This window comes from Cupriavidus necator (assembly GCF_016127575.1).
GTDB lineage: Bacteria > Pseudomonadota > Gammaproteobacteria > Burkholderiales > Burkholderiaceae > Cupriavidus > Cupriavidus necator_D.
This window is the reverse complement of record NZ_CP066018.1, coordinates 3237482-3263563: the sequence shown is the minus strand read 5'-3', so window position 1 is coordinate 3263563 and position 26082 is coordinate 3237482. Positions and strand designations below refer to the sequence as shown.

Annotated in this window: 26 protein-coding genes, 2 tRNA genes and 2 pseudogenes; 12 read left to right on the top strand and 18 right to left on the bottom strand. The window is 66.1% G+C overall.

Going from position 1 to position 26082, the window contains the following annotated elements; translation table 11 throughout:
- Positions 1-11 precede the first annotated feature (11 nt).
- The 4 genes from I6H87_RS15305 to tsaB are packed head-to-tail and all read right to left on the bottom strand — an operon-like array spanning position 12 to position 3304.
- Positions 12-1148 (bottom strand): DUF1853 family protein, encoded by a 1137-nt coding sequence (locus tag I6H87_RS15305; protein WP_011615501.1) that lies wholly within the window; start codon positions 1146-1148, stop codon positions 12-14.
- On the bottom strand, positions 1123-1992 hold the full coding sequence (locus I6H87_RS15300) for a uracil-DNA glycosylase (protein WP_010810629.1): 870 nt from the start codon (positions 1990-1992) through the stop codon (positions 1123-1125). The genes I6H87_RS15305 and I6H87_RS15300 overlap by 26 nt, the downstream gene beginning before the upstream one ends.
- Positions 1989-2549 (bottom strand): ribosomal protein S18-alanine N-acetyltransferase, encoded by a 561-nt coding sequence (gene rimI, locus I6H87_RS15295; protein WP_011615503.1) that lies wholly within the window; start codon positions 2547-2549, stop codon positions 1989-1991. Before rimI ends, I6H87_RS15300 begins: the two co-directional genes overlap by 4 nt.
- Complete coding sequence (tsaB, locus tag I6H87_RS15290) at positions 2546-3304, bottom strand: tRNA (adenosine(37)-N6)-threonylcarbamoyltransferase complex dimerization subunit type 1 TsaB (protein ID WP_041687412.1); 759 nt, start codon at positions 3302-3304, stop codon at positions 2546-2548. The genes rimI and tsaB overlap by 4 nt, the downstream gene beginning before the upstream one ends.
- 130 nt (positions 3305-3434) lie before the next feature.
- Here tsaB and I6H87_RS15285 point away from each other — a divergent pair, with 130 nt between their 5' ends.
- A complete protein-coding gene (locus I6H87_RS15285; RefSeq protein WP_011615505.1) occupies positions 3435-3704 on the top strand; it encodes an acyl-CoA-binding protein in 270 nt (89 codons plus the stop codon).
- Positions 3705-3729: 25 nt separating this feature from the next.
- On the opposite strand, the gene I6H87_RS15280 is transcribed toward I6H87_RS15285, so the two are convergent.
- Both I6H87_RS15280 and I6H87_RS15275 read right to left on the bottom strand, forming a co-directional pair.
- Positions 3730-5211: a DHA2 family efflux MFS transporter permease subunit gene (locus tag I6H87_RS15280; RefSeq protein WP_010810625.1), complete on the bottom strand. Its 1482-nt coding sequence runs from the start codon at positions 5209-5211 to the stop codon at positions 3730-3732.
- Positions 5208-5684 carry an SRPBCC family protein gene (locus tag I6H87_RS15275; protein WP_010810624.1) on the bottom strand — a complete coding sequence of 159 codons (477 nt, stop codon included), beginning with the start codon at positions 5682-5684 and terminating at the stop codon, positions 5208-5210. Before I6H87_RS15275 ends, I6H87_RS15280 begins: the two co-directional genes overlap by 4 nt.
- Positions 5685-5819: 135 nt before the next feature.
- Here I6H87_RS15275 and I6H87_RS15270 point away from each other — a divergent pair, with 135 nt between their 5' ends.
- The 5 genes from I6H87_RS15270 (at position 5820) to I6H87_RS15250 (ending at position 8448) form a co-directional block, all read left to right on the top strand.
- Complete coding sequence (locus I6H87_RS15270; RefSeq protein ID WP_011615506.1) at positions 5820-6494, top strand: SGNH/GDSL hydrolase family protein; 675 nt, start codon at positions 5820-5822, stop codon at positions 6492-6494.
- 115 nt (positions 6495-6609) lie between these two features.
- Entirely contained in the window at positions 6610-7017 is a 408-nt protein-coding gene (locus I6H87_RS15265) for a VOC family protein (protein ID WP_010810622.1), read from the top strand.
- Positions 6969-7232 carry a type II toxin-antitoxin system PemK/MazF family toxin gene (locus tag I6H87_RS15260; protein WP_051398483.1) on the top strand — a complete coding sequence of 88 codons (264 nt, stop codon included), beginning with the start codon at positions 6969-6971 and terminating at the stop codon, positions 7230-7232. Before I6H87_RS15265 ends, I6H87_RS15260 begins: the two co-directional genes overlap by 49 nt.
- Positions 7233-7435: 203 nt before the next feature.
- Positions 7436-8248 carry a MetQ/NlpA family ABC transporter substrate-binding protein gene (locus I6H87_RS15255; protein ID WP_010810620.1) on the top strand — a complete coding sequence of 271 codons (813 nt, stop codon included), beginning with the start codon at positions 7436-7438 and terminating at the stop codon, positions 8246-8248.
- 113 nt (positions 8249-8361) lie between these two features.
- Positions 8362-8448 (top strand) — tRNA-Leu (locus tag I6H87_RS15250).
- 75 nt (positions 8449-8523) lie between these two features.
- Here the strand turns inward: I6H87_RS15250 and I6H87_RS15245 are convergent.
- A pseudogene (locus I6H87_RS15245) lies at positions 8524-8826 on the bottom strand (substrate-binding domain-containing protein); the annotation flags it as partial.
- A 12-nt stretch (positions 8827-8838) separates the two neighbouring features.
- On the opposite strand from I6H87_RS15245, the gene I6H87_RS15240 reads away from it, so the two are divergent.
- On the top strand, positions 8839-9060 hold the full coding sequence (locus I6H87_RS15240) for a LysR substrate-binding domain-containing protein (protein ID WP_041687414.1): 222 nt from the start codon (positions 8839-8841) through the stop codon (positions 9058-9060).
- A 103-nt stretch (positions 9061-9163) separates the two neighbouring features.
- Positions 9164-9250: transfer RNA gene (locus tag I6H87_RS15235), tRNA-Leu, on the top strand.
- A 62-nt stretch (positions 9251-9312) separates the two neighbouring features.
- Here I6H87_RS15235 and I6H87_RS15230 read toward each other — a convergent pair.
- A complete protein-coding gene (locus I6H87_RS15230) occupies positions 9313-9531 on the bottom strand; it encodes a DUF1484 family protein (RefSeq protein WP_037024065.1) in 219 nt (72 codons plus the stop codon).
- Positions 9532-9908: 377 nt separating this feature from the next.
- Between I6H87_RS15230 and I6H87_RS15225 the strand changes: the two genes are divergently transcribed.
- The gene (locus I6H87_RS15225; protein WP_011615509.1) at positions 9909-11459 is read left to right on the top strand and encodes a serine hydrolase; all 1551 of its coding nucleotides are present in this window, start codon (positions 9909-9911) and stop codon (positions 11457-11459) included.
- Positions 11460-11501: 42 nt separating this feature from the next.
- Positions 11502-12371, top strand: a complete 870-nt coding sequence (locus tag I6H87_RS15220; protein WP_010810615.1) for a metal-dependent hydrolase — start codon at positions 11502-11504, stop codon at positions 12369-12371.
- Positions 12372-12385: 14 nt separating this feature from the next.
- Here I6H87_RS15220 and I6H87_RS15215 read toward each other — a convergent pair whose 3' ends face one another.
- The 5 genes and pseudogenes from I6H87_RS15215 to I6H87_RS15200 form a co-directional block, all read right to left on the bottom strand.
- Positions 12386-13489, bottom strand: coding sequence for a mandelate racemase/muconate lactonizing enzyme family protein (locus I6H87_RS15215; protein ID WP_011615510.1), 1104 nt, complete (start codon positions 13487-13489; stop codon positions 12386-12388).
- A 107-nt stretch (positions 13490-13596) separates the two neighbouring features.
- Complete coding sequence (locus I6H87_RS15210) at positions 13597-14583, bottom strand: tripartite tricarboxylate transporter substrate binding protein (RefSeq protein WP_011615511.1); 987 nt, start codon at positions 14581-14583, stop codon at positions 13597-13599.
- A gap of 86 nt (positions 14584-14669) precedes the next feature.
- Positions 14670-14836, bottom strand: a pseudogene (locus I6H87_RS34885) (pyruvate kinase); the annotation flags it as partial.
- Complete coding sequence (locus tag I6H87_RS15205) at positions 14820-16079, bottom strand: glycerate kinase type-2 family protein (protein WP_051398530.1); 1260 nt, start codon at positions 16077-16079, stop codon at positions 14820-14822. The gene I6H87_RS15205 and the pseudogene I6H87_RS34885, both read right to left, overlap by 17 nt.
- A 58-nt stretch (positions 16080-16137) precedes the next feature.
- Entirely contained in the window at positions 16138-17226 is a 1089-nt protein-coding gene (locus I6H87_RS15200; RefSeq protein WP_010810612.1) for a tartrate dehydrogenase, read from the bottom strand.
- Positions 17227-17350: 124 nt separating this feature from the next.
- Here I6H87_RS15200 and I6H87_RS15195 point away from each other — a divergent pair, with 124 nt between their 5' ends.
- Positions 17351-18274: a LysR family transcriptional regulator gene (locus I6H87_RS15195; protein WP_010810611.1), complete on the top strand. Its 924-nt coding sequence runs from the start codon at positions 17351-17353 to the stop codon at positions 18272-18274.
- A gap of 428 nt (positions 18275-18702) precedes the next feature.
- Here I6H87_RS15195 and I6H87_RS15190 read toward each other — a convergent pair whose 3' ends face one another.
- The 4 genes from I6H87_RS15190 to I6H87_RS15175 form a co-directional block, all read right to left on the bottom strand.
- Positions 18703-19368, bottom strand: coding sequence for a response regulator (locus I6H87_RS15190; RefSeq protein WP_081050274.1), 666 nt, complete (start codon positions 19366-19368; stop codon positions 18703-18705).
- On the bottom strand, positions 19349-21019 hold the full coding sequence (locus I6H87_RS15185; RefSeq protein WP_010810609.1) for an MASE1 domain-containing protein: 1671 nt from the start codon (positions 21017-21019) through the stop codon (positions 19349-19351). The genes I6H87_RS15190 and I6H87_RS15185 overlap by 20 nt, the downstream gene beginning before the upstream one ends.
- 929 nt (positions 21020-21948) lie before the next feature.
- Complete coding sequence (locus I6H87_RS15180; RefSeq protein ID WP_010810607.1) at positions 21949-23142, bottom strand: CaiB/BaiF CoA transferase family protein; 1194 nt, start codon at positions 23140-23142, stop codon at positions 21949-21951.
- Between the two features lie 41 nt (positions 23143-23183).
- Positions 23184-24083, bottom strand: coding sequence for an enoyl-CoA hydratase/isomerase family protein (locus I6H87_RS15175; protein ID WP_231881348.1), 900 nt, complete (start codon positions 24081-24083; stop codon positions 23184-23186).
- A gap of 71 nt (positions 24084-24154) precedes the next feature.
- Here I6H87_RS15175 and I6H87_RS15170 point away from each other — a divergent pair, with 71 nt between their 5' ends.
- Positions 24155-25009: a LysR substrate-binding domain-containing protein gene (locus tag I6H87_RS15170; RefSeq protein WP_010810605.1), complete on the top strand. Its 855-nt coding sequence runs from the start codon at positions 24155-24157 to the stop codon at positions 25007-25009.
- Between the two features lie 14 nt (positions 25010-25023).
- Here I6H87_RS15170 and I6H87_RS15165 read toward each other — a convergent pair whose 3' ends face one another.
- Complete coding sequence (locus tag I6H87_RS15165) at positions 25024-26070, bottom strand: Bug family tripartite tricarboxylate transporter substrate binding protein (RefSeq protein WP_011615513.1); 1047 nt, start codon at positions 26068-26070, stop codon at positions 25024-25026.
- Positions 26071-26082: the final 12 nt, after the last annotated feature.

The following is a 26082-nucleotide window of genomic DNA, read 5'->3' as shown; positions in this document are numbered from 1 at the left end:
CGCAGCGAAGGTCAGGCCGCGTCCTGCGCGGCCTGCGGCCCCGGTCTTGGCGGCTCCGCCGCCCGCGCCAGCGCCCGCTCTTCCCACCCCGGCGGCACCACGAACCCGCGCGAGCATTCGCGCCACCAGCCTGGCGCCTCTGGCCCGGCCGGCTCCAGTTCGCACAGCATCACCGGAGATTCGCGCCGCCAGCCGTGGTCATGGCGCGGGTCGGCAAAGCGCTGCGCCAGCATCGCGCGCAGCGCGCCGGCTTCTTCCGTGCCGGATTCGGGCACCAGCGCGCCCGACAGCCAGCCGGTACGTGGCAGGCGGCACCAGCGCAAGCCGGGCCGAGCGGCTGCGCGGGCGGCCCAGTCATCGAGCGTGGACCACCAGCCGTGCAAATGGTCTGGCGCGATGCCCAGCGCATCCAGCCCCGGCGGCACCCGGCCATCGTGATAGAACAGCCAGCCCAGCAGGTAGACCTCGCTGCGGTCCACCGTATGTCCCAGCAGGGCCTGTGCCTCCGCGGTGCAGCCCAGCGGCAGCTGGCGGTGCACGATGTGGCCCAGCTTGTCGCCAAGGCGGTCGACCAGGTTCGGGCCGACGAAATCCTGCGCCCGCGCTACCTGGCTGTCGCCAGGCGCCATCAGGTAGAACTTGGCCGCCATCTCCCAGTGGACCACCGCGCCCGACGCCTGCTCGCGCCAGATAAAGTCCAGCTCACCCAGCGTGCGGATACCCTGCCGTCCTGCGCACCGCACCGGCACGTTGGCGGCCAGCAGCGACAGCCCCTGCATATGGCGCAGCGCAAAATGCAGCAGCCGCTCGGCATGGCGGCCCAGGCGCAGGCTGCGGCTGGCGGGATCCTGGTCGGGATCGTCGGCGGAAGGGGCGACGTGGCCGTCGGCCAGTTCGTCGATGGTGGCGGGCAGCGTGGCGGGGTCAGCGGCTTCCAGCCAGTGTTGCCAGGCGGCCAGCGTGCCGGCGGGCCAGCGCGCCGGGGCCGCGCCCGGCACCGCCGCCAGCAGCGGCGGCGAGAGCGTGGTCCAGGCCAGGTCGCGCGTGCGCGCCGACGCGGCGCGGCGCCACAGCGGCGGGCCCGACGGCCTGTTGCCGTCGCCGCCGCGGGTCAAGGAGAGGTCAGGCCCCAGCTCCCGCACGGTCATGGACCTCCCTGGCCAGGCACAGGTCTTCCCACGCGCGCGCCTTGTCGGTCAGGGTGCGCAGCAGGTAAGCCGGATGGTAGGTCACCACCACGGGGATACCTTCATAGCTATGTACGGTGCCGCGCAGCTTGCCGATGGGCGTGGTGCTGCGCAGCAGCGACTGCGCCGCAAAGCGGCCCAGCACCACGATCACCCTGGGCTTCACCAGCGCGATCTGGCGGCGCAGGAACGGCTCGCACTGCGCCACCTCCTCGGGCTCCGGGTTGCGGTTACCGGGCGGGCGGCACTTGAGCACGTTGGCGATAAACACATTGCGCCCGCGCGCCAGCCCGAGCGCGCCGAGCATATTGTCGAGCAGCTTGCCGGCCTGGCCCACGAAGGGCTCGCCCTGCAGGTCTTCGTTCTCGCCGGGGGCTTCGCCCACCAGCATCCATTCGGCCTGGCGGTCGCCCACGCCGAATACGGTATTGGTGCGGTGCTGGCACAGGCCGCACGCGGTGCAGCCGGCCACGGCGGCGTCCAGCGCCGGCCATTCCATGCTGGCAATGGCGGCTTCGCGATCTGCTTGCGCCGAGCCGGGTTCCGGGCCGGCCGGAACCAGAGCAGGCGCCGCCGGTGCCCGGGAGACCGGCGGCGCCACTGGCGCCGGCACCGGCATGGCGGGTTCCGCAGCCGGAGCGGCAACCACTGCGGCAACCTCGGCCACAGGCGCCTCGGCAACAGGCATCGCTGCCTGCGCCACGGCCACCTCCGGCGCAGCCTCTGCCTGCGCATCCGCGCGCTCGCGCGGCACCCATTCGGTCGGGATGCCCAGGACTTCCAGGAACTGTGCGCGGCGGCTCATGCCCTGCCCTCCGTGCCTTCATTGGCGGCGGACTCGGCCGGCCAGCTGCGGCGCAGCACCAGCGCATCCTCGCGCTTGCTGCCCAGGGCCGGGTAATAGCCCTTGCGGCGCCCGATCTCGGCAAACCCCGCCGCCTGGTACAGCGCGATCGCCCCGGTATTGGACGGCCGCACTTCCAGCAGCATGGTATGGATGCGGTGCGCGTGCGAGGTGGCCAGCACCACCGCCAGCATCAGCCGCCCCAGCCCCTGGCGCTGGCGCCGCGGCTCGACGGTGATATTGAGCAGGTGCATTTCATCGACCACCGGCATCAGCACGGCGTAGGCCACCAGCGTGCCAGCCGGGTCGCGCAGCGTCAGGCCGAGATGCCCGGACTTGACCGAGTTCTCGAAATTGCCGCGGGTCCACGGATGGCTGTAGGCACGCGCCTCGATGCCCGCCACGGCCGCCAGGTCGAGCGCGCTCATGCGGCCCAGCGCCCAGCCGTGCGGCAGCACCGGCATGGCGGGCACGGCCGGCCAGTGGTTGCGGGGATCGAGCGGATAGGCTGCACTCACGATGCGCTCCCGGTCTGGGCCGCGGCACGGGCGGCAGCGGCGGCTTCGCGTTCGGCGATGGTCTGCGCGACCTTGTCGCGCAGGTAGATCGGCATGGCCTGGTCGGCGTCGATGGCCTCGCCGCGCGCCAGTGCGCGCAGTGCAATCGCGATCATCGGCTGCGCATGGGGCATCGCCTCCGGCAGCACGCGCGCGGCACGCGCCAGGCCCGCCAGCCGCTCGCCGAAAACCGTCGAGGCATTGCCGGCCAGCCAGAAATCGCCGTCGGGCAGCGGCACGGTTTCCGGCGCGCTGACCTGCATCGGCGTGACTTCCGCCCATTCCCGCGCGCTGGCATGCCAGCGGAAAGCAGCGGAATAGGCTTCATCCATGCGCGCGTCCAGGGCCACCAGCACCGCGGTGTCGTCCGGCAGCGCCGGAGTAGCGGCGCGCGCGCGCTCGGCGCACGTCATCAGGGTATTGACCGGAACCACCGGCAGCCCGGCGCCGAAGGCCAGCCCCTGCGCCACGCCGCAGGCGGTGCGCAGGCCCGTGAACGAGCCCGGGCCGGCGCCAAAGGCAATCGCAGCGCAGTCCGCCAGCGCAATGCCGGCTTCGGCCAGCAGCTCGCCGGCAGCCGGCAGCACGCGTGCCGACGAGCGTGCACCAGTGTGCTCATGGCGCACCAGGCACTCGACTCCGGCACCCGGCACCGCACGTCCGAGCGCGACCGAGCACCACTCTGTAGAAGTTTCAACAGCAAGAATCCAGGACATGGCGCGATTGTATCCGGTGACGCCCGGAATCGAGGGCTTCTTCGGTTTTATACGGACGGCGCGGCGCCGCCGGGCGGCTATCATCGGCCTGCACTTTCGCAATCCAGACAGCACACACGGAGGAACCCCCATGAGCGACCTGCAGGCACGCTTCGACCAGGCCCAGATCGACGTCAAGCAACTGAGCGAGCGCCCCAGCAACATGTCCCTGCTGCGCCTGTACGCCCTGTTCAAGCAAGGCAGCGAAGGCGATGCCCACGGCGACAAGCCCGGCATGACCGACTTTGTCGGCCGCTACAAGTTTGAAGCCTGGGAAGCCCTGCGCGGCACCGCACGCGAACAGGCGATGGAGCAGTACATCGCGCTGGTGGAAGAACTGCGCAGCGGCGCAGCCAGCTAAGCCGGCGCAGCCAGGCCCGGCGGCCTCAGGCCGCCGGCACCGGCCGCGGCCGGATCCGCCACGCCGCGATCATCGCACTGGCAATCACCACGCCCACGGCCAGGAAGGTTTCATCGAAGGCACGGATGCGCGCCGCCTGCACGGCGGCGTCGCCGGCCTGGCCCAGCACCGCGCCGTGCTCCGCCAGCCGCCATTGCAGGCCCACGCCCGCCAGGCTCACGCCGATGGCGCCGCCCAGCTGGCGCAGGAAGTTGATGCAGCTCGAGCCCTGCGCGATCAGCGTGAAGTCCACCCCCCGCATTGCCCCCAGCGTCAGCGACGGCAGGATGCAGCCCAGCCCGATCCGCCCCAGCACCGCCAGCGCCACCAGCACCAGATATGGCGTGGAGCGCGAGCCCAGCGCCATCAGCAGGAACGACAGCGACAGCAGCGCCAGCCCGAACGACACCTGGATATGCGGCGCGATCTTGTGGGTGAAGCGCCCCGATATGGCGATCGTCAGCGCCAGCATCACGCCCGCCGGGAACAGCACCAGGCCCGCGCGCGACGGCGTGTATTCCAGCGCCATCTGCATATAGACCGGCAGCAGGTAGGTCGAGCCGAACAGCCCCGCGCCGTAGATAAAGGCCACCACCGCCCCGGCCGCGAACTGCCGGTAGCTGTAGAGCCGCAGGTTCATCAGCGGATGCGCCGCGCGCAGCTGCCACAGCACGAACGCCGCCAGCATCAGCACGCCGAAGCCCGACAGCGCCAGGCCCGCGGGCACGCTGTCGCGCATCTCGACCACGCCGTTGAGCAGGCTTACCGTGGCAATACCGGCCAGGCCCAGCCCGCGCCAGTCCAGCGGCTGGCGCTCGCCCATCATGATCGAGTCCACCGCCATGAAGCGCCGCGCCATCAGCACGCCGATCAGCGTCAGCGGCACCACCACGAAGAAGATCGAGCGCCAGCCGAAGGCCTCGACCAGGAAGCCACCCAGGCTGGGCCCCAGCGCCGGCGCCAGTACCACGCCAAAGCCGAACATGCTGATCGCCTTGCCCTGCTCGCGCTCTTCGAACACGCGCAGGATCAGGATATTGGGCAGCGGCTGCATAATGCCTGCGGCGACGCCTTCGGCCACGCGCATCGCGATCATCACGCCGTAGGTCGGTGAAAAGCCGCCAAAGAGCCCGCCCGCGCCCAGCAGCAGCGAGGCCCCCAGGAAGGTGCGGCGCAGCCCGTAGCGGTTCAGCAGCCAGGGCGTCAGCAGCATCGACAGCGTCATCGCAATCATGAAGCTGGCCGCCACCCATTGCGCCCGCTCCTGCCCCAGCACGAAATGCCGGCTCAGGTCCGGAATCGCTACGTTGATGATGGTGGACGAGACGATCGACGAGATCGTGCCCAGCATCAGCGTCACCAGCACCAGCCAGCGCAGCCGCTCGCCGTAGCGCACACGCAGCGCCAGCCGGGTCGGCAGACCCGGCCGCTGGCCGGAACCCTCCGGCGTGGCGGGACCCTCGCTCACCCCAGCCGTCCGGTGTCAGCGATCTCGCGGATCTTGCGCACGGTGTCGATATCGGCCTCGTGGTAGGCGGACTTGACGATCTCGGCATAGCGGTCATCGCCGCTGGCGTCGACCGCCGGCATGGTGGTGTTGTAGACAAAGCGCAGCAGCAGCGCGCCCGGGCCCGGGGTCTCGATCGCCATGGTCAGCGTGCCGCCGGCATGCTCGGCCGTGGCCGCGGTTTCATAGCGCACCTGCCGGCGCGGCTCGAACACCACATGGTCATGGATCGACGCCTCGCCAAAATGCAGCACGCGATCGATCCAGTTGTCGCCGCGGCCGACTACTTCGGCGCGGTCCAGCCCCAGCACGAAGAGTTCGGGCGACTCGGCGCGCAGCACCAGCCCTTGCCACAGCTGGTCAGGCGTCAGCGGATCCAGTTGAGGATTGCCTGGATCGTTGATCTCAACCAAGTGCTCGAAACGCAACTTCATTCTCCAGATCGTCAGTAAGTCGATATTATGAAGTCTCCGCGTATTCGGGAGACCTTTTTGTCTGCGCGGTGCAACATGGCTTGACACGGACCATTGCCCTTTATCGACCAATATCCACGCCAACTGGAGTCCCGCATGACTGCCGCGCCGCTGGCCGAAACCGATCCTCTGCAGATCCTTGTCTACGCCGACTCGCTGTCATGGGGCATCGTGCCCGGCACGCGCCGGCGCCTGCCCTTCCCGGTGCGCTGGCCCGGCCGGCTGGAACTGGGCCTGAACGCCGACGGCGGCGCCCCGGTGCGCGTCATCGAAGACTGCCTGAACGGCCGCCGCACGGTCTGGGACGACCCATTCAAACCCGGCCGCAACGGCCTGCACGGGCTGGCGCAGCGCGTTGAAATCCACTCGCCGCTGGCGCTGGTGGTCCTGATGCTGGGCAACAACGATTTCCAGTCGATGCACCCGCACAACGCCTGGCACGCCGCCCAGGGCATCGCCACGCTGGTGCAGGCGATCCGCAGCGCGCCGATCGAGCCGGGCATGCCGGTGCCTCCGGTGCTGGTCGTCACCCCACCCCCGATCCGCACTCCGCGCGGGCCGCTGGCGCCCAAGTTTGCTGGCGGCGAACATAAGTGGACGGGCCTGCCGCAAGCCGTGGCCGAGGTCTGCACGCAACTGGGCTGTCCGCTGTTCGACGCCGGCACCGTGATCCAGAGCAGCGAGGTCGACGGCGTGCACCTGGATGCCGACGCGCACCTGGCACTCGGCGACGCGCTGCGCCCGGTGGTGCGGGAGCTGTTGCGCGGCTAGCGCGCCGTTCCTGGCACCTGGCTGGCCGGCTGAAACATCACTCCTGACAGCAGTTGTCAGGAGACCCGGCGCACAATGCGGCCGCTTTCACACGGAACGCCGCCAGGAGGCTGTCATGGAGTTGCTGATCAATATCGATGTCGACGATTTGCCGCGTGGCATCGACTTCTACGCGCAGGGGCTTGGCCTGAGGCTGAACCGCAAGCTGTTCGACGGCACCGTTGCCGAAATGCTGGGCGGCAACACCCCCATCTACCTGCTCGCCAAGCCCGCCGGCACCCGCCCCACCACCCGCGCCGATACCCGGCGCGACTACCGCCGCCACTGGACGCCGGTCCACCTCGACTTCGTCGTGGCCAACCTGGAACAGGCCATCGAACGCGCGCTGGAAGCCGGCGCCGAGATCGAGGACTGGCCGCAGGACTTTGACTGGGGACGGCAGGCAAGGCTGTCGGACCCGTTCGGCCATGGCTTGTGCTTTATCGAGTGGAAGGGCCAGGGATATGGGGCGGTGGCCGGCTGAGCCAGTGGCGCACCGTCACCGTGGCGCCAATGATTACCGGCAGCAGGCCGGCACCGTTTCGCGTCCCGGTGACTTTTCAGCGCAAGACTGGCCTGATCCTGCTGGACCAACTCCGGATCGTGGACAAGTCCCGGCTGGTCAGGCGGGCCGGCGGCCTGAGTGACAGGATCGTGGAAGACACCTTGCGGACATTGCGCGAAGTCTTTGCAGGCTGAGCCTTGGCACAGAAGCATTTAATGCCGGCCATCTGGCGTTGTTTGGATTCATAAGCTTATGAAAAAGAAATAGACGCCAGATTCATTCCCGCCGCGCCATCTTGACGCAATTGCGTTAATCTGTGGCCCTTGCCCCGGTCAGGCGATCCCTGCCCAGGCGACTGTCTCACTCGCCACATAACCAGAATATCTCCAGAACTCCTATGCGCAGCACGTCTCTCATCAAGCGCCTGGCGGTCGCAGTGTCCGCCCTTGGTTTTTTCGCCGCCGGCAGCGCGTCGGCCCAGGAACAGACCATCCGCGTCGGCACGGTCAGCGGCCCGGATGCCGAAGTCTGGCAAGTCGTCCAGAAAGTGGCCAAGCGCAATGGCCTGAACGTCAAGGTCGTCGAGTTCAACGACTACGTGCAGCCCAACGCCGCACTGGATGCCGGTGACCTGGACGCCAACAGCTTCCAGCACCAGCCCTACCTGGACAGCCAGGTGAAGCAGCGCGGCTACAAGATGCAGAGCGTGGGCTACACCTATATCTCGCCGCTCGGCATCTACGCGAAGAGCCTGAAGTCGCCGAAGGACCTGCCGCAAGGCGCCAAGGTGGCCGTGCCCAACGACCCGTCCAATGAAAACCGCGCCCTGCTGCTGCTCCAGTCGCAAGGCGTGATCAAGCTGAAGGCAGGCGCCGGCACCAACGGTGTCAACGCCACGCCGCTGGACGTGGCCGAGAACCCGAAGAAGCTGAAGCTCGTGGAACTGGATGCAGCGCAGCTGGCCCGCGCCCTGCCCGATGTCAGCGCCGCCGTGATCAACACCAACTACGCGCTCGCGGCCGGCCTGCAGCCGACCAAGGACGCGATCGCACTGGAAGACATCCACAGCCCGTACGCCAACATCATCGTCGTGCGCACGCAGGACAAGGACAAGCCGTGGGTCAAGAAGCTGGTGGCAGCGTACCAGTCTGAAGACGTGCGCCAGTTCATGAAGGCCCAGTACAAGGGCGCGATGGTGCCGTCGTTCTGATTGCCCGTGGCACATCCGGATCGCCGTAACGCAGTCCGGCCAGCGATGCTGCGTGTGCCCGCCGGAGGTGCTTGCAAATTTGTGAACCTTCGGTAAAATGCGCCGCTCACCTTGCCCAGGTGGCGGAATTGGTAGACGCACTAGGTTCAGGTCCTAGCGGTGGCAACACTGTGGAGGTTCGAGTCCTCTCCTGGGCACCAGAGATTCAAGCAGAAAGCCCGCACAAAAGTGCGGGCTTTTTGTTTTTTGCGGCCGCCAACGGATATTGAAGCGGTTCAGCGTTGTTCCGGCTGCCCCAGAACCGGCGGAGCCGGCGGCGGCAGCGGCGTGGCAACCGGCTCCAGTCCGGTCGTTCGCACGATCGTGGCTGCCGCCGGGGACGCCAGGAACCGAACAAACCGCGAAGCCGCCGCGCTCTGGTGGCCCGCCACCATCCCGGCGGAGAAGAAGACGTGCTGCTGCAGTTCGGCTGGCACCCGGCTGCCCGCTGCCACCTTGCCCTCCGATATCAGCTTGTCGAGACCCGAGTCCGCCAGGATCACCACATCGAAGGTCTCGCCGCGTGCCAGCCGGCTGGGGAAGCCAACCACGTGGTTGGCGTGCTGGCGCTGGTGGAAGCCCGCCTCGGCATGGCCGTGCTGCCGGGCCTGGCACTGCCACGCGATCATCCCCGCATGTGCGCCATCGCGCTGACCGAGCCTGCCGCGGACCTTGTCCTGGCGCTGATACGCCGTCGCGACCGGGCGTTGCAGCCTGCGGCCAAGGCGCTGTTTGACATCCTCACTTCCGACGCTGACGTGTCCACCGATTGACCAGCAGCAGCGGCCCACCGCAGCTCAACCGGATTTCTTGCGCCAAAGCCGGCCGAGGGACTTGCAAAATCCGCAGCGCGCTGTAAAATCCGGCGCTCACCTTGCCCAGGTGGCGGAATTGGTAGACGCACTAGGTTCAGGTCCTAGCGGTGGCAACACTGTGGAGGTTCGAGTCCTCTCCTGGGCACCAAGGTTTCAAAGCGAAAAGCCCGCACGAACGTGCGGGCTTTTTGTTTTGCCGCGACGGACTCGTCATTCATCCGCGCACAGCTTTGCCGCCGTCTGGTCCAGCTGCGCCTTCACCATTGCCAGCAGCGAATACACGTTGTGGCAACCCTCCGAACGCTCGCTCTCGATTTCAACCAGCAACAGGATGGCACTCAGCCCGGCGCTGATTTGCTCAAAGGACTCGATCGTGCCGGCCGGCACGATATGCCGGGGTCCTGAAGGGTGATGGGTAGACATTTGCATCGCGCTTATCTCCTACTAGCCAGAGAGAGCCCGCCTGCCCAGACGAGAAGAAGGTGGCGGGCCTGACAACGGGGGTGACATACCGGGGAACCTCAGCAGAAGAAGACCCGGCCAGCCTTGCAGCTGCCCCGCCCGGCCCGCCATGGAAACATGGTTGCCCGCGCGACTCTTGATTGAATGAGATCGAATCTGCCGAGGTTCTTTCGGGTTGTCACCCCCGCTCACCGAACCCTTCGGTGAGGCCTGCAGTTTCTCGCCCCCGCCATCGTGCGGCGATAAGACGTTTCGCATTCGCCACTCCCCGCCCCCATCGCCTACAGTATTCCTATCCAAGGGCGCGGCCGACCCGCCTGACCTAAGAACTGCGGAGAACCACCGTGGGCAAACTGCAAGAGCGTCGCCGTTTCCTGGGAGCCGCGCTGGGCGGCCTGCTGGTCCCTGCCCTGCCCGCCTGCGGTGGGGATGACGACGATCCGCCCAGGCCGCCCGGTCCGGTTCCCGAATCCCAGATCACCCAGGCCATCGCCCAGATCGACAAGCTGGCCGCTGACCTGATGGCCAGTTCCGGCGTGCCGGGCATGGCCGTCGCCGTGGTGCGCGGCAATCAAACCGTTTACGCCAAAGGCTTTGGCCGCAGGCTGGTAACCGACCCCGCGCCGGTCGATGCCGACACTGTGTTCCAGCTTGCGTCGGTGTCAAAGCCCATCGGGGCAACCGTGGTGGCCCGGCAGGTCGGCCGCGGCGGCATCAGTTGGGATACGCCGGTGCGCGCGCACCTGCCGTGGTTCGCGCTCGCGGAAGCGGAAGTCACGGAAGCCGTCACCATTGGCGATCTCTACGCCCATCGCTCCGGCCTGCCCGACCACGCCGGCGACCGGCTTGAAGACATGGGCTTCGACCGCCAGCAGGTGCTGACGCGCCTGCGCTACCTGCCGCTGCATCCGTTCCGGGCGGTCTATGCGTACACCAACTTTGGCATGACCGCCGCCGCCGAGGCCGTGGCCACCGCGGCCGGCATCGACTGGGCCACGCTGTCCGAGCAGGCCATCTACCAACCGCTGGGCATGGCGCGCACCAGTTCGCGCTACGCCGACTTTGCCGCGCGCGACAACCGCGCCCTCGGCCATGTCAGGATCAACGGCGCCTGGGTGCAAGGCATGGGCACGATGCCGGATGCGCAGTCGCCCGCCGGGGGCGTCAGCTCATCCGTCAACGACATCGCGAAATGGCTGGCGATGCTGCTCGCCAAAGGCGAGTTCGCAGGCCAGCGCATCGTCGACGCCGCCGCGCTGGCACCCGCGCTGAGCCAGCAGATGCAAAGCAGCCCGCCCGTCAGCGGACGGCCGGCCGGCTACTACGGCTATGGCTTCAATGTCGGCACGACCGAACTCGGGCTGGCCTCCTATAACCACTCCGGCGCGTTCGCGGTGGGCGCGGCCACCAACCTTACCGCGGTGCCGTCGCTGAACCTGGCCATCGTCACGTTGACCAACGGCTATCCCATCGGCGTCCCGGAAACCCTGAACGCACAATTCTTCGATCTCGTGCAGTACGGCGCCATCCGGCGCGACTGGGGCAAGATCTATGGCGATGCGCTTGCGCCGCTGCTGGCACCGGAAGGCCGGCTGGTCGGCCAGGCACCCCCGGCCAACCCGCTGCCGGCGCGCGCACTCTCGGCTTACACCGGCATCTACCAGAACGACTACTACGGTCCGCTGCAGGTGGCCGACCAGGGCGGCACGCTGGTGATGACGCTGGGCGCCACCCCTCTCACCTTGCCGCTGAGCCACTGGGACGGCGACGTCTTTACCTTCACGCTCAATAACGAGAACGCGACGCCGGGCACGATCTCGCAAGCGGCGTTCTCCAGCGACCGCGTGTGGCTGGAGTATTACGACCACGAAGGATTGGGCATGTTTGTCCGCTAGTACTGCAAGTTGCCAGGCCAATTCATCCAGGGAAGAAAGACCATGACCAGACTGCGCGCCGTTCTCCTCGCCACCGTCATCGCCCTGCTCGGCGCCTGCGCGGCGCCCACGCCGCCAGCGGAGGCCCGGCGCCCGATGCCGGCCGGCCAGCCCACCGCCGGCAAGGCCGAAGTGCTGTGGCTGGGCCAGGCCGCCACGCGCATCACCACGCCCGGCGGCAAGGTCATCGTGGTCGACCCATGGCTCACCACCAATCCCAAGACGCCGCCAGGCTTCAAGCAGCTCTCGGCGCTGGGCAAGGTCGACCTGATTCTGGTCACGCACGCCCACAGCGACCACCTGGGCGATGCCCCCGCCCTGGCCAGGCTGACCAACGCGCCGATCTACAACGGCGGCGGCCTGGGCCAGGCCCTGGTCAGCCTGGGCATGGTCCCGGCCGCGCAGGCGCAGCGCTTCGGCAAGAGCGGCACGGTCATGCCCTTTGGCCCGACCGGCCCCAGAATCACCGCAGTGCATGCCGAACACTCGTCGGAACTGGCGCTGAAGAACCCCGCCACCGGCAAGGACGAAACCCACTACGGCGGTGAGCCCGTCGGCTACATCATCGAGCTGGAGAACGGCTTCAAGATCTGGCACATGGGCGATACGGGACTGTTCGGTGACATGCGGCTGATCGGGGAGGTCTACAAACCCGATCTCGTGCTGATCCCCATTGGCGGCCATTTCACCATGGGACCGCAGGAAGCCGCCATCGCGGTGCGCGACCTGATCCGGCCGCGCTTTGCGATCCCGATCCACTATCAGACCTCGCCGCAGTTGAGCGGGACACCGGAAGCGTTCAAGGCGGCGCTGGGCGCTGGCGCCGCGGCAGGCGTGATCGTGCCGCAGCCGGGGGAGAAGGTGGATTTCTGATGCCGGGATAATGCTCACGCAACGCGATATCGCCGAATGACCTCCGGATCCGGGTCGATGCCCAGGCCCGGGCCAGCGGGTACCGCGATCATGCCATCGCGCGGCACCACGGCATCGCCAAGCACCTGCGCCTCCATGTCGAAGTAGCGCCATTCGATCATGGCCGCGGCATCCCCCAGCGCTGCCGTGGCATGCATGCTGGCCAGCAGCCCCGGGCCGTCGTAGAAGGTATGGACCATCACTTGCGTGTTGTGCGCCTCGGCCAGCGCAAAGACGTTGCGCAAGGCGCTGATGCCACCCATCTTGGCCGGGCTGGGTTGCACCACATCGACGGCGCCCACGCTGAGCAGGTGCTGGAACTCCATCAGCGTGGTGGCATTCTCGCCGGCGGCGACCGGGATGGCGCACTGCTGGCGCAGGGCGGCCAGTCCGGCATAGTTCTCCGGCGGCCACAGGGGCTCTTCCAGCCACCGTAGCGACAAGGGTTCCAGCGCGCGCGCCATGTCGATGGCCTCATGGAGCGGCCACGGGCAGTTCGTATCCAGCGTGATCTCGATGTCCGGGCCCGCTGCTTTGCGGGCGGCGCGGATGACCGCGAGGTCGACCTCGTGCAGCTTCAGGCTCCGGTAGCCATCGGCGATGGCGCGGCTGACATTGACCGCCATCGTTTCGGGATCGGCATACCGGATCAGGCTGGCATAGGCAGGCAGGCGGTCCCGGCGCGCGCCGCCGAGCAGTTGGTGAACAGGCAGCCCGGCCGCTTTGCCGCAAAGGTCCCACAGGGCGATATCGAGCGCGGACAGCCCGTAGAAGATGGCCCCGCTGCGCCCGAAGACATGGAACCTGCGTTGCAGGTCCAGGCCGATGGCATCGATCCGGGTTGCGTCCCGGCCGAGGCAGGCCGGCGCCAGCATCTGTTCGATGGCCGCCTTGACCGCCGGAATCCCCACGAAGCCGAAGGTCTCGCCCCAGCCAACCAGCCCATCGTCGGTCGTCACCTTGAGCAGCAGCGAGTCGGCGGCCTGCATCCCGGCGCCGCCCCAGACGCCCGCGGCGGAGACGCCGCCCACCGTGAACGGAATGCGCAGGACGATGGCTTCGATGCTCGCGATCTTCATGGCGCCCTCCCTCCGTTACCCGCAGTCCGCCCGTGCAACGCATAAGGCGATGCCGGGCAGAGTTCAATATAGGCGAGAAGGCAAGCAACCGAGTGACGGCGGGTCGCCTACTCGATCGTCACCTTCCCGTCCTTCACCAGCCTGGCGAACTTGACCGTCTCGTCCTGGATCCGCTTGGCAAACTCCTGCGGCGTGCTCGCCATCGGCTCGGCCCCGACCGCCACCATGCGCTGCTGGAAGTCCGGCGATTTCACGATCTTGACGATCTCGGCGTTCAGCCGGGTGACGATGGGCGCTGGCGTGGCGGCCGGCGCCAGCACGCCGAACCAGGTGCCGATATCGAAGCCCTTCAGCCCCGCCTCTTCCAGCGTCGGCACATCAGGCAGGACGCTGGAGCGCCGCGCGGTGGTCACGGCCAGGGCGCGCAGCTTGCCCGACTTGATGTGCTGCAGCACCGGCGTCAGGGTATCGAACGACATCGTCACCTGTCCGCCGAGCAGATCGGTGGTCAGCGGGCCACTGCCCTTGTAGGGCACGTGCAGCAGCGGCGCACCCGTGGCGGCCTGGAACTGGGTGCCGATCAGGTGCTGCGCGGTGCCGTTGCCATTGGAGCCATAGGCAAACTCCGGCGCTGCCTTCTTCGCCAGGGCCACCAGTTCGCTGACGTCCTTCGCCGGCGTCTTGGCGGCATTGATGACCAGCACGTTGGGCACCATGGCGACCGTGGCAATGGGTGCCAGGTCCTTCTGGAAGCTGTAGGGCAGCTTCTTGTAGACGCTGCTGGCAATCGTATGGTGGACCGCGCCCATCAGCAGGGTGTAGCCGTCCGGCTTGCCCTTGGCGACGTAGTCCGCGCCCACGGTGGCGCCGGCGCCGGGCCGGTTCTCGACGATCACGGGCTGGCCCAGGCTCTTCGACAACTGGTCGCCCAGCGCGCGGGCCAGCACGTCGGTAGTCCCGCCCGACGGGAACGGCACCACCACGGTGATCGGCTTGGCCGGCCATTCCTGTGCCAGGCAAGTGCCGCTGAGGATAAAGCCGGCTGCCAGCACGGCCACGCCGGAAATACGACGCACGAGTTCAGTACCACGCATGCTTTGTCTCCTGAATGTTCTATGTTTGCAGCCGGTCTTCGGCTGATTAGTGCTTGATAGCGCCTTGGCCCCCTGATGTCTGCCTGCTGGACCTGCGCGATGCGCAGCAGGTTGGCGGTGCCGGCCACGGTGAACGGCAGGCCGGCCGAGATGACGATCTGCTGCCGGCCACGCCGAACTGCTCCTTCAGCACGGTGTGGCTGGCCAGGTTGGTCATCTCCAGCACATCCACCACTTCATGGCAGAGCACCGCAGGCTCCAGAGGCGCGCGTCAGCAAGATCGCGCGAAAGTCGTTGACGTTGGTCAGCGTGGGGCCGGTGATGACGGCATCCCCCAGCGCCTCGAAAAATCCATGGCCGTCGTTGGCGGCCAGCGCATCCTGCGGACGCAGTCCGGCGCGCCAGGCACGTTCCAGCGTGTCGGGGCCGATCACGGCACCCGCGATCTCTTCCTGGCCGTCGACGCCGTCGGTGTCGCCCGCAATCGCATGAATGCCGGGTTCGCCGCGCAGCGTCAGCGACAGCGACAGCAGTAACTCCACGTTCCTGCCGCCCCTGCCCGCGCCCCGCACTGTGACCGTGGTCTCGCCGCCGGACAGCAGCACGCACGGTGCCGCAAACAGCTGGCCATGCCTGGCGGCTGCCAGCGCGATACCGCCCATGACCTTGCCGACATCGCGGGCCTCACCTTCGATGGCGTCGCCCAGCACGTGCACGGCGAAGCCTGCGTCGCGGCCCACCTGCGCCGCCGCTTCCAGCGCCAGCCGGGGCGTGGCGATGAACTCGGTGCGGATGCGCGGCAGGCGCGGGGCGCCGGACTTGAGCGTCTCGGCCGCGTCGGACGCCAGCACTGCCATCACATTGGGCGGAAGGTCGATCGCATACTGCTTGACGATGGCCAGCGCATCGGCGCGCGTGGTCGGGTCAGGCACGGTCGGGCCAGAGGCGATATCGATGGGGTCATCGCCCGGCACATCGGAAACCAGCAGGTTCAGCACGCGCGCCGGATAGCATGCGGCTGCCAGCCGGCCGCCCTTGATGGCGGACAGGTGCCGGCGCACGCAATTCATCTCCGAAATCGTGGCGCCGGACTTCAGCAGCGCGCGATTGACGCGCTGCTTGTCGTCGAGCGTAATGCCGGCAAGCGGCAGCGGCAGCAGCGACGATCCGCCGCCGGAGACCAGGCAGATCACCAGGTCGTCCTCGGCCAGGCCCGCCACCATCGCCAGCATGCGCTGCGAAGCGGCCAGCCCGGCATCGTCCGGCACGGGGTGAGCGGCCTCCACGATCTCGATGCGCGAGCACGGCACCGCATAGCCGTAGCGGGTAACCACCAGGCCTTCAAGCGGCCCGGGCCATGCCGCTTCCAGCGCGCTCGCCATCGCCGCCGAGGCCTTGCCCGCGCCAATGACGACGGTGCGTCCGCGCGGCGGCGGCGGCAGGTGCCGCGCCAGGGTCCTGGCCGGCTGGCCGGCTGCGACCGCCGCATCGAACATGCGCCGCAGCAACACGTTGGGCTCGGAAAATTGCAGGCTCACGAAACGGCCCTTGCGCTCAGGCGGCCTTCGCTTGCTGGCCAGCGGCAAGCAGGTCGCACACCGCCCTGGTCACTTCAGCGGTAGTCGCCTTGCCGCCCAGGTCGCCGGTGTGCAGCGCGGGGTTGGCGGTGACGGCTTCGACGGCCTGCATCACGCGCTGCGCCGCCTCGTTTTCGCCCAGGTGTTCCAGCAGCATGACCACCGACCAGAAGGTGCCGACCGGGTTGGCCAGGCCCTTGCCCATGATGTCGAAGGCCGAGCCGTGGATGGGCTCGAACATCGACGGGTAGCGGCGCTCCGGATCGATATTGCCGGTCGGGGCGATGCCCAGGCTGCCAGCCAGCGCCGCCGCCAGGTCGCTCAGGATGTCGGCATGCAGGTTGGTGGCGACGATGGTGTCCAGCGAGGCCGGACGGTTCACCATGCGCGCCGTGGCCGCATCGACGAGTTCCTTGTCCCAGGTAACGTCCGGGAAGTCCCTGGCTACCTGCACGGCCACCTCATCCCACATCACCATGGCGTGACGCTGCGCGTTGGATTTGGTGATCACCGTCAGCAGCTTGCGCGGACGCGACTGGGCCAGCTTGAAGGCAAAGCGCAGGATGCGCTCCACCCCTACGCGGGTCATCATGCTGACGTCGGTGGCCGCCTCGATCGGGTGGCCCTGGTGCACGCGGCCGCCCACGCCCGAATACTCGCCTTCCGAGTTCTCGCGCACGATCACCCAGTTCAGGTCTTCCGCGGCGCAGCGCTTGAGCGGCGCATCGATGCCGGGCAGGATGCGCGTCGGGCGCACGTTGGCGTACTGGTCGAAGCCCTGGCAGATCTTCAGGCGCAGGCCCCAGAGCGTGATGTGATCGGGAATATGCGGGTCGCCGGCGGAGCCGAACAGGATGGCATCCTTGTCGCGCAGCGCATCCAGGCCGTCGGCGGGCATCATCACGCCGTGCTGGCGATAGTAGTCGCCACCCCAGTCGAAGTCTTCGAACTCAAAGCGGAAGTCAGCACCGGCAGCCGCCAGCGCCTCCATCACTTCACGGCCGGCCGGCACCACCTCCTTGCCAATGCCATCGCCGGGGATCGTTGCAATGCGGTACGTCTTCATCCGTGTCTCCTGGTCCAGATCGATTCAAATACGAGTTGAGTGCATGGGGCGGATTCTGGGCCGTGGACAAGGTTTTGGATCGCTTGTAGAGTTAAACCATTGTTAACCTGAAATTAAAGATGGAATGGCGCTATCGTCCGGCATCCAACCGTCAGAACTGGGATTCTTCACGTCGGTGGCCACGGCAGGCAGCCTGAGCGCGGCCGCGCGCGACCTTGGGATCACTACCGCCGCGGTCAGCAAGCGGCTGGCGCAGATGGAAGCGCGCATCGGCATGCCGCTGGTGACGCGCACCACGCGGCGCATGAGCCTGACGCCGGAGGGCGAGGTCTACCTGGAGCACGCGCGGCGCATCCTCAGCGAGATCGACGACCTGGACCAGATCCTGACCCGCTCAAAGGGCCGGCCGAGCGGCCTGCTGCGGGTCAATGCCACGCTGGGGTTCGGGCGCATGCATGTGGCGCCGGTGATTTCCGAGTATGTCGCCACCTACCCCGAGGTCGATGTCCAGCTCCAGCTGTCCGCCGACCCGCCGCCGCTGACCGAAGATGCCTTCGACGTCTGCGTCCGCTTCGGCCAGCCGCCCGACGCCCGCATCGTGGCCCGGAAGCTGGCGCCGAACCGGCGCCTGCTGTGCGCCTCGCCCAAGTACCTGCGCAGCCACGGCACCCCGCACACGCCCGCCGACCTGCGCCAGCACAACTGCATCGGCATCCGCCAGGGCAGCGACGCCTATGGCGTGTGGCGCCTGACCTCAGGCAAAGGGACCAAGGCGCGGACCGAATCGGTCCATGTGCGCGGCAACCTCACCACCAATGACGGCGAGATCGCGGTCAACTGGGCGCTGCAAGGCCACGGCATCCTGATGCGCGCCGAGTGGGACATCGAGCGGTTCCTGCGCAGTGGCCGCCTGGTGCAGGTACTGCCGCAATACGCGACGCCCGAGGCGGACATCTATGCCGTCTACCAGCAGCGGCACCAGCTGTCGTCCCGGATCCGGCTGTTCGTGGAATTCCTGGCGGCCAGGTTCAGTGAGTTTGGGAAGTAAACGCAGCAGGTTGTTTTCCGGCGTCCGGGCCGCCAGGCGTGTATTCGAATCTACCGGTTGAACGACCGGAAAGGGACAGAAGCGCCCAAACCCCGGGCCCGCGCCGCCCCCTGTGGAATCCCCACCGACGGCCCACAGATCACGATGGACCGCCTGTGCTGGCCGTTGGTCCACGGAGTGGGCGAGTGTATGCAAATTCCGCCATGGGCGGAACGCCCCGTTCGGGGGAAAAAAGAGACTAACGAGATTCGCTGCGGCACCAGAAGCGGACTGCGGTGCGGGCCCGGGCCAGCTAAATCGATCTTCACTTCAGATCTGAACGCAGCTTATGTGGGACGTTCCCCGCCCTTGACACGCGCTACCAGGCTTCCGTCCGGCCCAGGGCCGCGAGCAGTCGAGCGTTCAAGCAGGCGAAAGCAACTCAACCCCTATTGGCTCTCGATCCACTGAATCGCGAAGCGCATCAACTCCTTGCCGTTGGGGATGTCCAGCTTTTCCTTGATGTTGGCCTGATGCGCCTCGATGGTCTTGACGCTGCGATTCAGTTTCCCGGCGATCTGGCGGGTGCTGAAGCCAAGCCCGATCAGGTGCAGGACTTCGAACTCCCGTTCCGACAAGCTTGCGATCGAGCCCGCGCGGCTTCTTTGAGGAGCCTTCAGGGCCCGCGCCAGCTTGTCATGCATGGCGGCGCTCAGGTAGACATTGCCTGCCAGCACCTCGCGGATGGCATTCACAATATGCTCCGTGGCCTCGAGTTTCATCAGATACCCGTTGGCGCCTGCGCGCAGTGCGCGTTCGGCAAACAGCGTTTCGTCATGCATGCTGAGGACAAGGATTGCCAGCCTTGGATAGTGTTGCCGCAGCATCCTGACAAGATCCAGGCCGGAGTTCGAGTGCAGGCTGAGGTCGACAACGGCCACGTCAGGCTGGCAGGCCATCAACGCCAGAGCCTCTTCGGCACTGCCGGCCGCACAGCAGACGTGCAGGTCCTCATGCAGATTCAGCATTTGGCTTAACCCCTCGCGGATGATGGGGTGGTCATCCACGATCAGGATCTGGGTTGCGCGGCCCGGGCTAGATGGCTTCTGTTGCATGGCCCGGACTCTCTGGTATCGGATAGCTGATGGCAACCGTGGTGCCGCCCAGAGCATTGCGGGTGATCGTGCAGGAGCCGCCCAGGAGGCTCGCCCGGTGACGCAGGTTGTGAAGTCCCAGTCCCGAGGCACGCTCCATTTGCTCCGGGTCCACCCCCACCCCGTCGTCACTGATGGAAAGCCGCTGCATCCCGCCTTCGCGCTCAAGGTCGATCCCGATGTGGTGTCCCTGGCTGTATTTCAGCGCGTTGTTCACGGCTTCCTGCGCCGCACGATAAAGGTTGATCTGCATCGGCGGATCGAGCAAGTCCACGTCCGAGCCGATGCGCAGCGTGCAGTCAATGCCATCCAGCGCGCAGGTCGTCTGCGCCAGCCTCTGCAGGGCGAGCGCAAGGCCACCGGATTCCATGGCGACCGGGTCCAGGCCGTGGGCAATCTTGCGAGTCATCAAGGACGCCTGCTTCACCAGTCCGACGATGGTAGCCGCGTCCGCCGCAGCCGGGTGGCCATGCTTCTGCAGCGTTTGATTCAGGCTCGTGCAGTAGAAGCCCAGGCTGGTGAGGTGCTGCCCGAGGCCGTCATGCAGCTCCCGGCCGATGAGTCTCTGCTGCTGGTCGCCGATCCGGATCAGCTCCGCTTCCAGCAGGCGACGCCGCGCCATCTCCTGCTTCAGTTCATGGTTTGCCCGCTGCAGGTCCCGGGTTCGCTCCCGCACGCGCCCCTCCAGTTCGATGTGGGATGCCTGCAGCAGGCTATGGACGCGCTTCTCCTGGGCATGTGCCGCCACCAGCAGCAGCCCGGTGACTGCCACGACGTTCGCGAAGGCGCACCATCTCACAAGGCTATCCACTGGAGACACTGCGGCAAAGGGACCGGTGCCGTTGGTGGTGCCCCAGATGGCAACGATCGAGACCAGCAAGGTTGCGAAGGTGGTGCCAAGGTGATCGAAACGCAGAGCCGCCCAGATGATGAACGGAAGAATCGCCAGGGCTGAAGGGTAGTAGCCGTGCCCGGCAAGCTCGGGAGCGCCGAAGATGAGGTAACTTGCCCAGAGCATGGCAACGGTCAGTCCGCACGCTTCCACGGCCTGCTTTGTGGAGTGCACAGGGCCAGGACTCGCAAGCAGGCTGAGCAGGGGCGGAGCCACTACCAGCACCCCCATCATGTCACCGAGCCACCATTCCAGGACTGCTTTGCCGTACTCGGAAGCCGACACCCGGCCCCCGCCAAGGAGAGCAGTCGCACCAATCAGGGCACTCACTGCTGTGCTGACTGTCGCGGCCAGGATGATGAAGGCCAATACGTCCCTGACGCGGTCGAGGGTAATCCGGAACCGGGCCACGCGCGTCAACAGCAACGTGGCAGTCAAGGCTGCAGCCGTCGCGCCGAAGCCAATCAGCGCGGCCATTGGCAGTGGCACGCCGACCGACATATTGGCAAAAAAGGAGCCAATGGCAATTCCCGGGGCAGCTGCGAAACCCATGACAAGGAGCGCAACCAGGGCCACGCCGCTGGCAGGCCACACCAGAGACACCGCACCGCCCACTACTGCATAAGCCAGTCCCAGCTTTGCACTTGCGAAATACGCCAAAGCGACAAGTCCGGTATGGACGAAAAGTCTGAGCCTTAAGTTGCGCGGGACAATAAACATGGTTCGCTTCAAACCCCCGGGAACCGACACTGTCACATCCAGTCATTTCTGTGGTTAAACGGAATGACGACACTCTTGCGAAAGTGAATGTTCCATGCACCTGCGGCAAATCACGAGCCTGCACCGAATCGATGCAAGGCGAAGCGCTGCAAAACCATGGTGCCACAACACTACTATGAATCTACGCCAGAACTCCCTTGCGCGGTAAGAGTTGCCGGATGGATTCGATCGCCACCGTGCAGTAATGCAGGACTGAATCTGCCTGCCCACCGGCTAGGGCAATCCCCTAGCCTCTTTTCGGAAAAAAGCCCGATTCATATGCTTGTCGCCAAGGCCTACATTTCATTGCACTTGTGCGAAGTTGCGACCCTCAAACTGAAGCGAAAGAAGAATCGTTTCGGTGTTTTTGCAACGACCTGAAATGGAGGTAAGAAAAATGGTAAAGACAGTCATACTGCTCGCTGCGGCGGGTGCGGCGCTTAGTGCCGGAATCGCCTATGCCGGCATCGGGACGCGGGATGTCTACACTGACGGCGCCAGCGTGATGGGGCCGCGAGACCCATATTCCGATGGGGGCAAGACCACAAAGTTTGACGTCTATTCAGACGGGGCGAAAGTCTCGGATAGGCGCGACGTGTACACCGATGGCGCGAGAATCACCAACCGCGATGGACTCGTTGACCACAGCATGTAAGGAACTACAGAAAAGAGTGTCCCCTCAAAAAATTCGTGGCCGGGACTCAGCGTCTCCGGCCACAGACCAGCACCTCCCCCAAGTAACAGCCTCGGGGGATTTTTTTGCCGTGAGCGGAGCGGTATTGCCGAGGCCGCTGCAGCAGTCAACAGCAAAAAAATCGCTCCGACCGATGGCCGGATTTCAGTGCGGCCATGATGTCGCCAGTGTGCGGCTCCGCTGTCGGGGTTGCACCTTACGGAGTGCGCTTGCGCTGAAGCGCCACCCCCTGCTCGAGCAGCTTTTCGATCTGTGATTCCGTAAGGCCCGCCTCGCGCAGCACCTCCACCGTGTTCGCGCCGATCTCTTGCGGAGCTTCACGGTACGTTGCCGGCGTGCGGCTAAGCTTGACCGGCGAAGCGACCGACTTGAATTTTCCAATTTCAGCCACCATGCCCCGGTGTGCCGTGTGCGGGTGGTTCAGCGCCTCGACCACGTTGTGGATGACACCGCACGGCACGCCAACTGCCACCAGGCGTTCGAACAGCGACTGCGCTTCGAAGCGGCTGAAGGCGGCCTCAAGATCGCGCTTGAGCTCGAAACGATGCACGGCTCGCTGAGCATTGGTTGCGTAGCGCGCATCGACCGCCAGTTCCGTTCGGTCCACCGCTTCGCACAGCCGCTGAAACTGGCCATTGTTGCCGACCGCGAGATAGATGGGCTCGGTGGCAGTGGCATAGGTGTCGTAGGGCGCGATGTTCGGATGGCCATTGCCAGACCGCATCGGAGCCTTGGCGGTGAAGAGCGTGTTGATGGAGTGTGGGTATAGGGAGAACAGAGCGTTGTCATACAGTGCCGACTCAATGGACTGTCCTTTACCGCTGCGCTCACGCTCATGCAAGGCCAACAACACCCCGATCACGGCGCTCAGACCAGTCGTCACATCGACGATCGGCACCCCAACGCGCGTGGCCGTTCCATCCGGGTCACCGTTGATGCTCATGATGCCACCGAGCGCCTGTACCGCGGCGTCGTAGCCGGGCAGCCCACCGAGCGGCCCCGTCGCACCGAAGCCCGTGACACGACAATGGATCAGCCTTGGAAAGCGCAAGGAGAGCACGTCGTCGTACCCCATCCCCCAACGCTCCAGGGTGCCGACCTTGAAGTTCTCGATAAGCACGTCCGCTTCGGTGAGCAGCTGCATCAGTACTTCGCGTCCTTGCGGCAACGCGAGGTCGAGGCACACAGTGCGCTTGTTGCGATTGATGCCCGCGAAGTACGAAGCCATGCCAGCCTCATTAAAGGGCGGCCCCCAGGTGCGCGTCTCATCGCCCATCGGACCTTCCACCTTGATCACGTTGGCACCGTGATCCCCGAGGATCTGCGCACACAGGGGACCACCAAGTACGCGGGACAGATCCACGACCTTCAAGCCTTCCAGCGATGCCATGATTTCCAACCTCCGAAAAGTTGACGTTCGACGCGTGTGGTTCAGTTCGCCGCAAGCGGCGGCAGTTCGGCCCCCACGTTCCAGAGCGCCGGCCTGCGCTCCCGGGCGGCTGTCACGCCTTCCACCGCTTCGGAGCGCATCTGCTGCGCAAACTTGACGGAGGCAGTGTCCAGGTAGTGCGTCAATGCCTCGTGCGACTGTGCCGAAAGTGGGCGCATCTGCGTCAGAAGGCACTTGGTTGCAGCGCTGGCTGCGGGTGCCGTGGCAACGACGGACCCCAGAATTTCCCGCACGCGCGCAGGCAACGCCTCCTCGGATTCGGCAAGGTAATCCAGCAACCCGAGACGGTGGGCCTCCGCGCCATCGATCCGTTCACCGGTGAGCATGAGGCGGCGCGCTACTTGAACGCCAATGCGTGCGCTGACGAAAGGCAGGATTTGCCCGGGCACCAGGCCAATACCGGCCTCTGGAAAGCCGAACCGGGCCGCGGGTGAACCGATGGCGATATCCACCGCGCATACAAGGCCCGCGCCTCCGCCCATGGCTGCGCCGTGCACACAGGCCACCGTGACCTTCGACGACCGGATGAGCCGGGCAAGGAACTCGCCATAGCGCCGGTTACCCACCGCGATGGGATCCTGGCCATCCGCGCCGGGCTTGACCGCCAGGCGGTCCGAGATATTGCCGAGATCCCCACCAGCACTGAAGGCCTTTCCCGCTGCGGTGAAGAGGATGATCCGCACGTCATCCATTTGCTCGGCCTGATCAACCGCCTTTGACAAGGCCGCAACCATGTCGGCGCCCAGTGGATTCCTCGCATCGGATCGGTTAAGCTCGATGCGAAAAACGGCTCCGTGAACGACGGTGCGAACGAACGGTGCGTCCGTGATGACAGACGGCCCTGTAGCTTCGATAGGTGTGGAGGATACGCTGGAAGTCACGCTGTTCAATCCTGAATGTTAATGTTGGGAATCACGACAACTTGCAAGCGGCAGCCGCAACGCTATTCGACATGAGCTTTCGCAACCTTGACATCGGCCTGCTTCGCACGTTCGTTGCCGTGGCAGAGAAAGAAAACTTCGCTGTGGCGGCAGAGCAGGTCTTCCGCACCCAGGCGGCCGTGTCGCAGCAGATGCAAAAGCTGGAGACCGCGCTCGACTGCGTGTTGTTCGAGCGCGTTGGACGCAGCAAACGCCTGACCACGGCGGGCACCAGGCTCCTGGACTACGCGCGTCGCATCGTCGGCCTGAACGATGAGGCTTATCGCGCCATGACCCAGAGAGCCTTCGACGAACCGGTGAAAGTCGGAGCTTGCGCGGATGCCGTCGACTCGCTCATTCCCGAATACCTGAAGATGTGTGCAGAGGTTTTTCCCGGCCTGCGCGTGGACATCCAGGTTGGCCGCCGCCGTTGGCTGACCTCGTCCCTGCGCCGCGGCGAGATTGACCTGGTCGTCATGCTTGACCCTGTGCCCAACCCGGAGTTCGATCAGGTCGTGCTGCGCACCTCTCCCGTAACCTGGATCGCAGGCGCGCGATACCACCATCAGCCCGGCGCGCCGGTACCGCTCGTGCTCATCGAGGGGGCCTGTCCGTTTCATAGCATGGCAATCAAGTCCCTGTCGGACGCGAACATCCCCTGGCGTGTCGCTTTCCAAACCTCGACGCTGGCGGGTATCCGGGCGGCATTGCGAGCGGGCATGGGGGTCACGCCTCGCACCGTGGAGATGCTGGCCCCTGACCTGAAGGTCCTGGACCCTCACGCCGGCATGCCAGCGCTGCCGACCATCAGCTACCGGCTCTATGCGCGCACCGACAAGCTTAGCGAGAGCGCACTGGGCATCAGCCGCCTGATCTCGCCGCGCTGAACGTGCTATGGGCTTCATGGCTGCTGCATTCCCGCGTCAATGATGATTTTTCCCCAGAGCTTGGTGTCGCGCCGCTGCAACTCCTGCAGATGCATCGGGGCAACCTTGGCCGGAATCAGGCCCTTGCCGATGAGGAAATGACGACCATCGGGCGAGTCCAGCGTATCGGCGATCCAGCGCGACAACAGCCTGGCCACAGGCTGGGGCGTCGACGCGTTAGCGCTCCAGATGCCGATCCACGAACTGACGTCAAAGTCCGGGAATCCGCTTTCCGCCAGTGTCGGCACATCAGGTAATGACTGCACTCGTTCGGAGCTGGAGATTGCCAGGGCGCGCACGGTTCCGGCCTGGATCTGCGGCAGCGCGGTGACCATGTCGCACAGGTAGTAGTCGAACTGGCCGCCAAGCAGGTCCGTCATGGCCTGGCTGCTGTTCTTGTACGGAACGCTGACTGCCTTGACGCCTGCTCGTTGCTTGAACAACTCCCCGCTGATACGGCCTCCCACGTTGGCGCTCGCAAAGGAAAGCGGATTGCTCTCCTTCCTGGCCCATGCCAGGAACTCCTTGAACGTTGCTGCGTGAACACGCTTTGGATTCACGAGCAACACGAAGGGTGTGCTGGCCATTGTGGCCAGCGGCGTGAAGTCCGCTTCCGGGTCATAGGGAAGTTTGCGGTAGATGGTGGCGTTTGCCGCGTGCGTCGATGAGCCGGACACCAGCAGCGTGTAAGCATCGGTCGACGCGCGGACTGCAGCGTCGGCTGCAATGTTGCCGTCAGCACCGGACTTGTTTTCTACGATCACGGGCTTGCCGGCACGCCTGGAGAGTCCGTCGCCCACGAAACGCGCGATGCTGTCCGAAGCCCCGCCGGCTCCGTAAGCAACGATGATGCGCACCGGCTTGTCGATGCGATCAGTGCCGGGAGTGGACGTTGGCTGGGCGCTGGCTGCAGCGCCCCACAGGATGGCACCCAGCGCGCTCACGGCGACGCGGCATCGTCGCTTGGCGAGCCGCCGCGTGGTGCTCTGAGCTTGGTAGTCCGGTTGCTGTGTCGCTTGCATGGCTCATGTCTC

What these genes read in the sequence shown, in the direction of transcription:
- I6H87_RS15285 (WP_011615505.1), top strand. Translation starts at nt 3,435, where the DNA reads ATGAGCGACCTGCAGGCACGCTTCGACCAGGCCCAGATCGACGTCAAG.
- I6H87_RS15275 (WP_010810624.1), bottom strand. Translation starts at nt 5,684, where the DNA reads ATGAAGTTGCGTTTCGAGCACTTGGTTGAGATCAACGATCCAGGCAAT.
- I6H87_RS15200 (WP_010810612.1), bottom strand. Translation starts at nt 17,226, where the DNA reads ATGAAGACGTACCGCATTGCAACGATCCCCGGCGATGGCATTGGCAAG.
- I6H87_RS15300 (WP_010810629.1), bottom strand. Translation starts at nt 1,992, where the DNA reads ATGAGCCGCCGCGCACAGTTCCTGGAAGTCCTGGGCATCCCGACCGAA.
- I6H87_RS15215 (WP_011615510.1), bottom strand. Translation starts at nt 13,489, where the DNA reads ATGAAGATCGCGAGCATCGAAGCCATCGTCCTGCGCATTCCGTTCACG.
- I6H87_RS15220 (WP_010810615.1), top strand. Translation starts at nt 11,502, where the DNA reads ATGACCAGACTGCGCGCCGTTCTCCTCGCCACCGTCATCGCCCTGCTC.
- I6H87_RS15165 (WP_011615513.1), bottom strand. Translation starts at nt 26,070, where the DNA reads ATGCAAGCGACACAGCAACCGGACTACCAAGCTCAGAGCACCACGCGG.
- I6H87_RS15190 (WP_081050274.1), bottom strand. Translation starts at nt 19,368, where the DNA reads ATGCAACAGAAGCCATCTAGCCCGGGCCGCGCAACCCAGATCCTGATC.
- I6H87_RS15180 (WP_010810607.1), bottom strand. Translation starts at nt 23,142, where the DNA reads ATGGCATCGCTGGAAGGCTTGAAGGTCGTGGATCTGTCCCGCGTACTT.
- I6H87_RS15230 (WP_037024065.1), bottom strand. Translation starts at nt 9,531, where the DNA reads ATGCAAATGTCTACCCATCACCCTTCAGGACCCCGGCATATCGTGCCG.
- I6H87_RS15265 (WP_010810622.1), top strand. Translation starts at nt 6,610, where the DNA reads ATGGAGTTGCTGATCAATATCGATGTCGACGATTTGCCGCGTGGCATC.
- I6H87_RS15205 (WP_051398530.1), bottom strand. Translation starts at nt 16,079, where the DNA reads ATGTTCGATGCGGCGGTCGCAGCCGGCCAGCCGGCCAGGACCCTGGCG.
- I6H87_RS15185 (WP_010810609.1), bottom strand. Translation starts at nt 21,019, where the DNA reads ATGTTTATTGTCCCGCGCAACTTAAGGCTCAGACTTTTCGTCCATACC.
- I6H87_RS15170 (WP_010810605.1), top strand. Translation starts at nt 24,155, where the DNA reads ATGAGCTTTCGCAACCTTGACATCGGCCTGCTTCGCACGTTCGTTGCC.
- I6H87_RS15270 (WP_011615506.1), top strand. Translation starts at nt 5,820, where the DNA reads ATGACTGCCGCGCCGCTGGCCGAAACCGATCCTCTGCAGATCCTTGTC.
- I6H87_RS15305 (WP_011615501.1), bottom strand. Translation starts at nt 1,148, where the DNA reads ATGACCGTGCGGGAGCTGGGGCCTGACCTCTCCTTGACCCGCGGCGGC.
- I6H87_RS15255 (WP_010810620.1), top strand. Translation starts at nt 7,436, where the DNA reads ATGCGCAGCACGTCTCTCATCAAGCGCCTGGCGGTCGCAGTGTCCGCC.
- I6H87_RS15195 (WP_010810611.1), top strand. Translation starts at nt 17,351, where the DNA reads ATGGCGCTATCGTCCGGCATCCAACCGTCAGAACTGGGATTCTTCACG.
- I6H87_RS15210 (WP_011615511.1), bottom strand. Translation starts at nt 14,583, where the DNA reads ATGCGTGGTACTGAACTCGTGCGTCGTATTTCCGGCGTGGCCGTGCTG.
- tsaB (WP_041687412.1), bottom strand. Translation starts at nt 3,304, where the DNA reads ATGTCCTGGATTCTTGCTGTTGAAACTTCTACAGAGTGGTGCTCGGTC.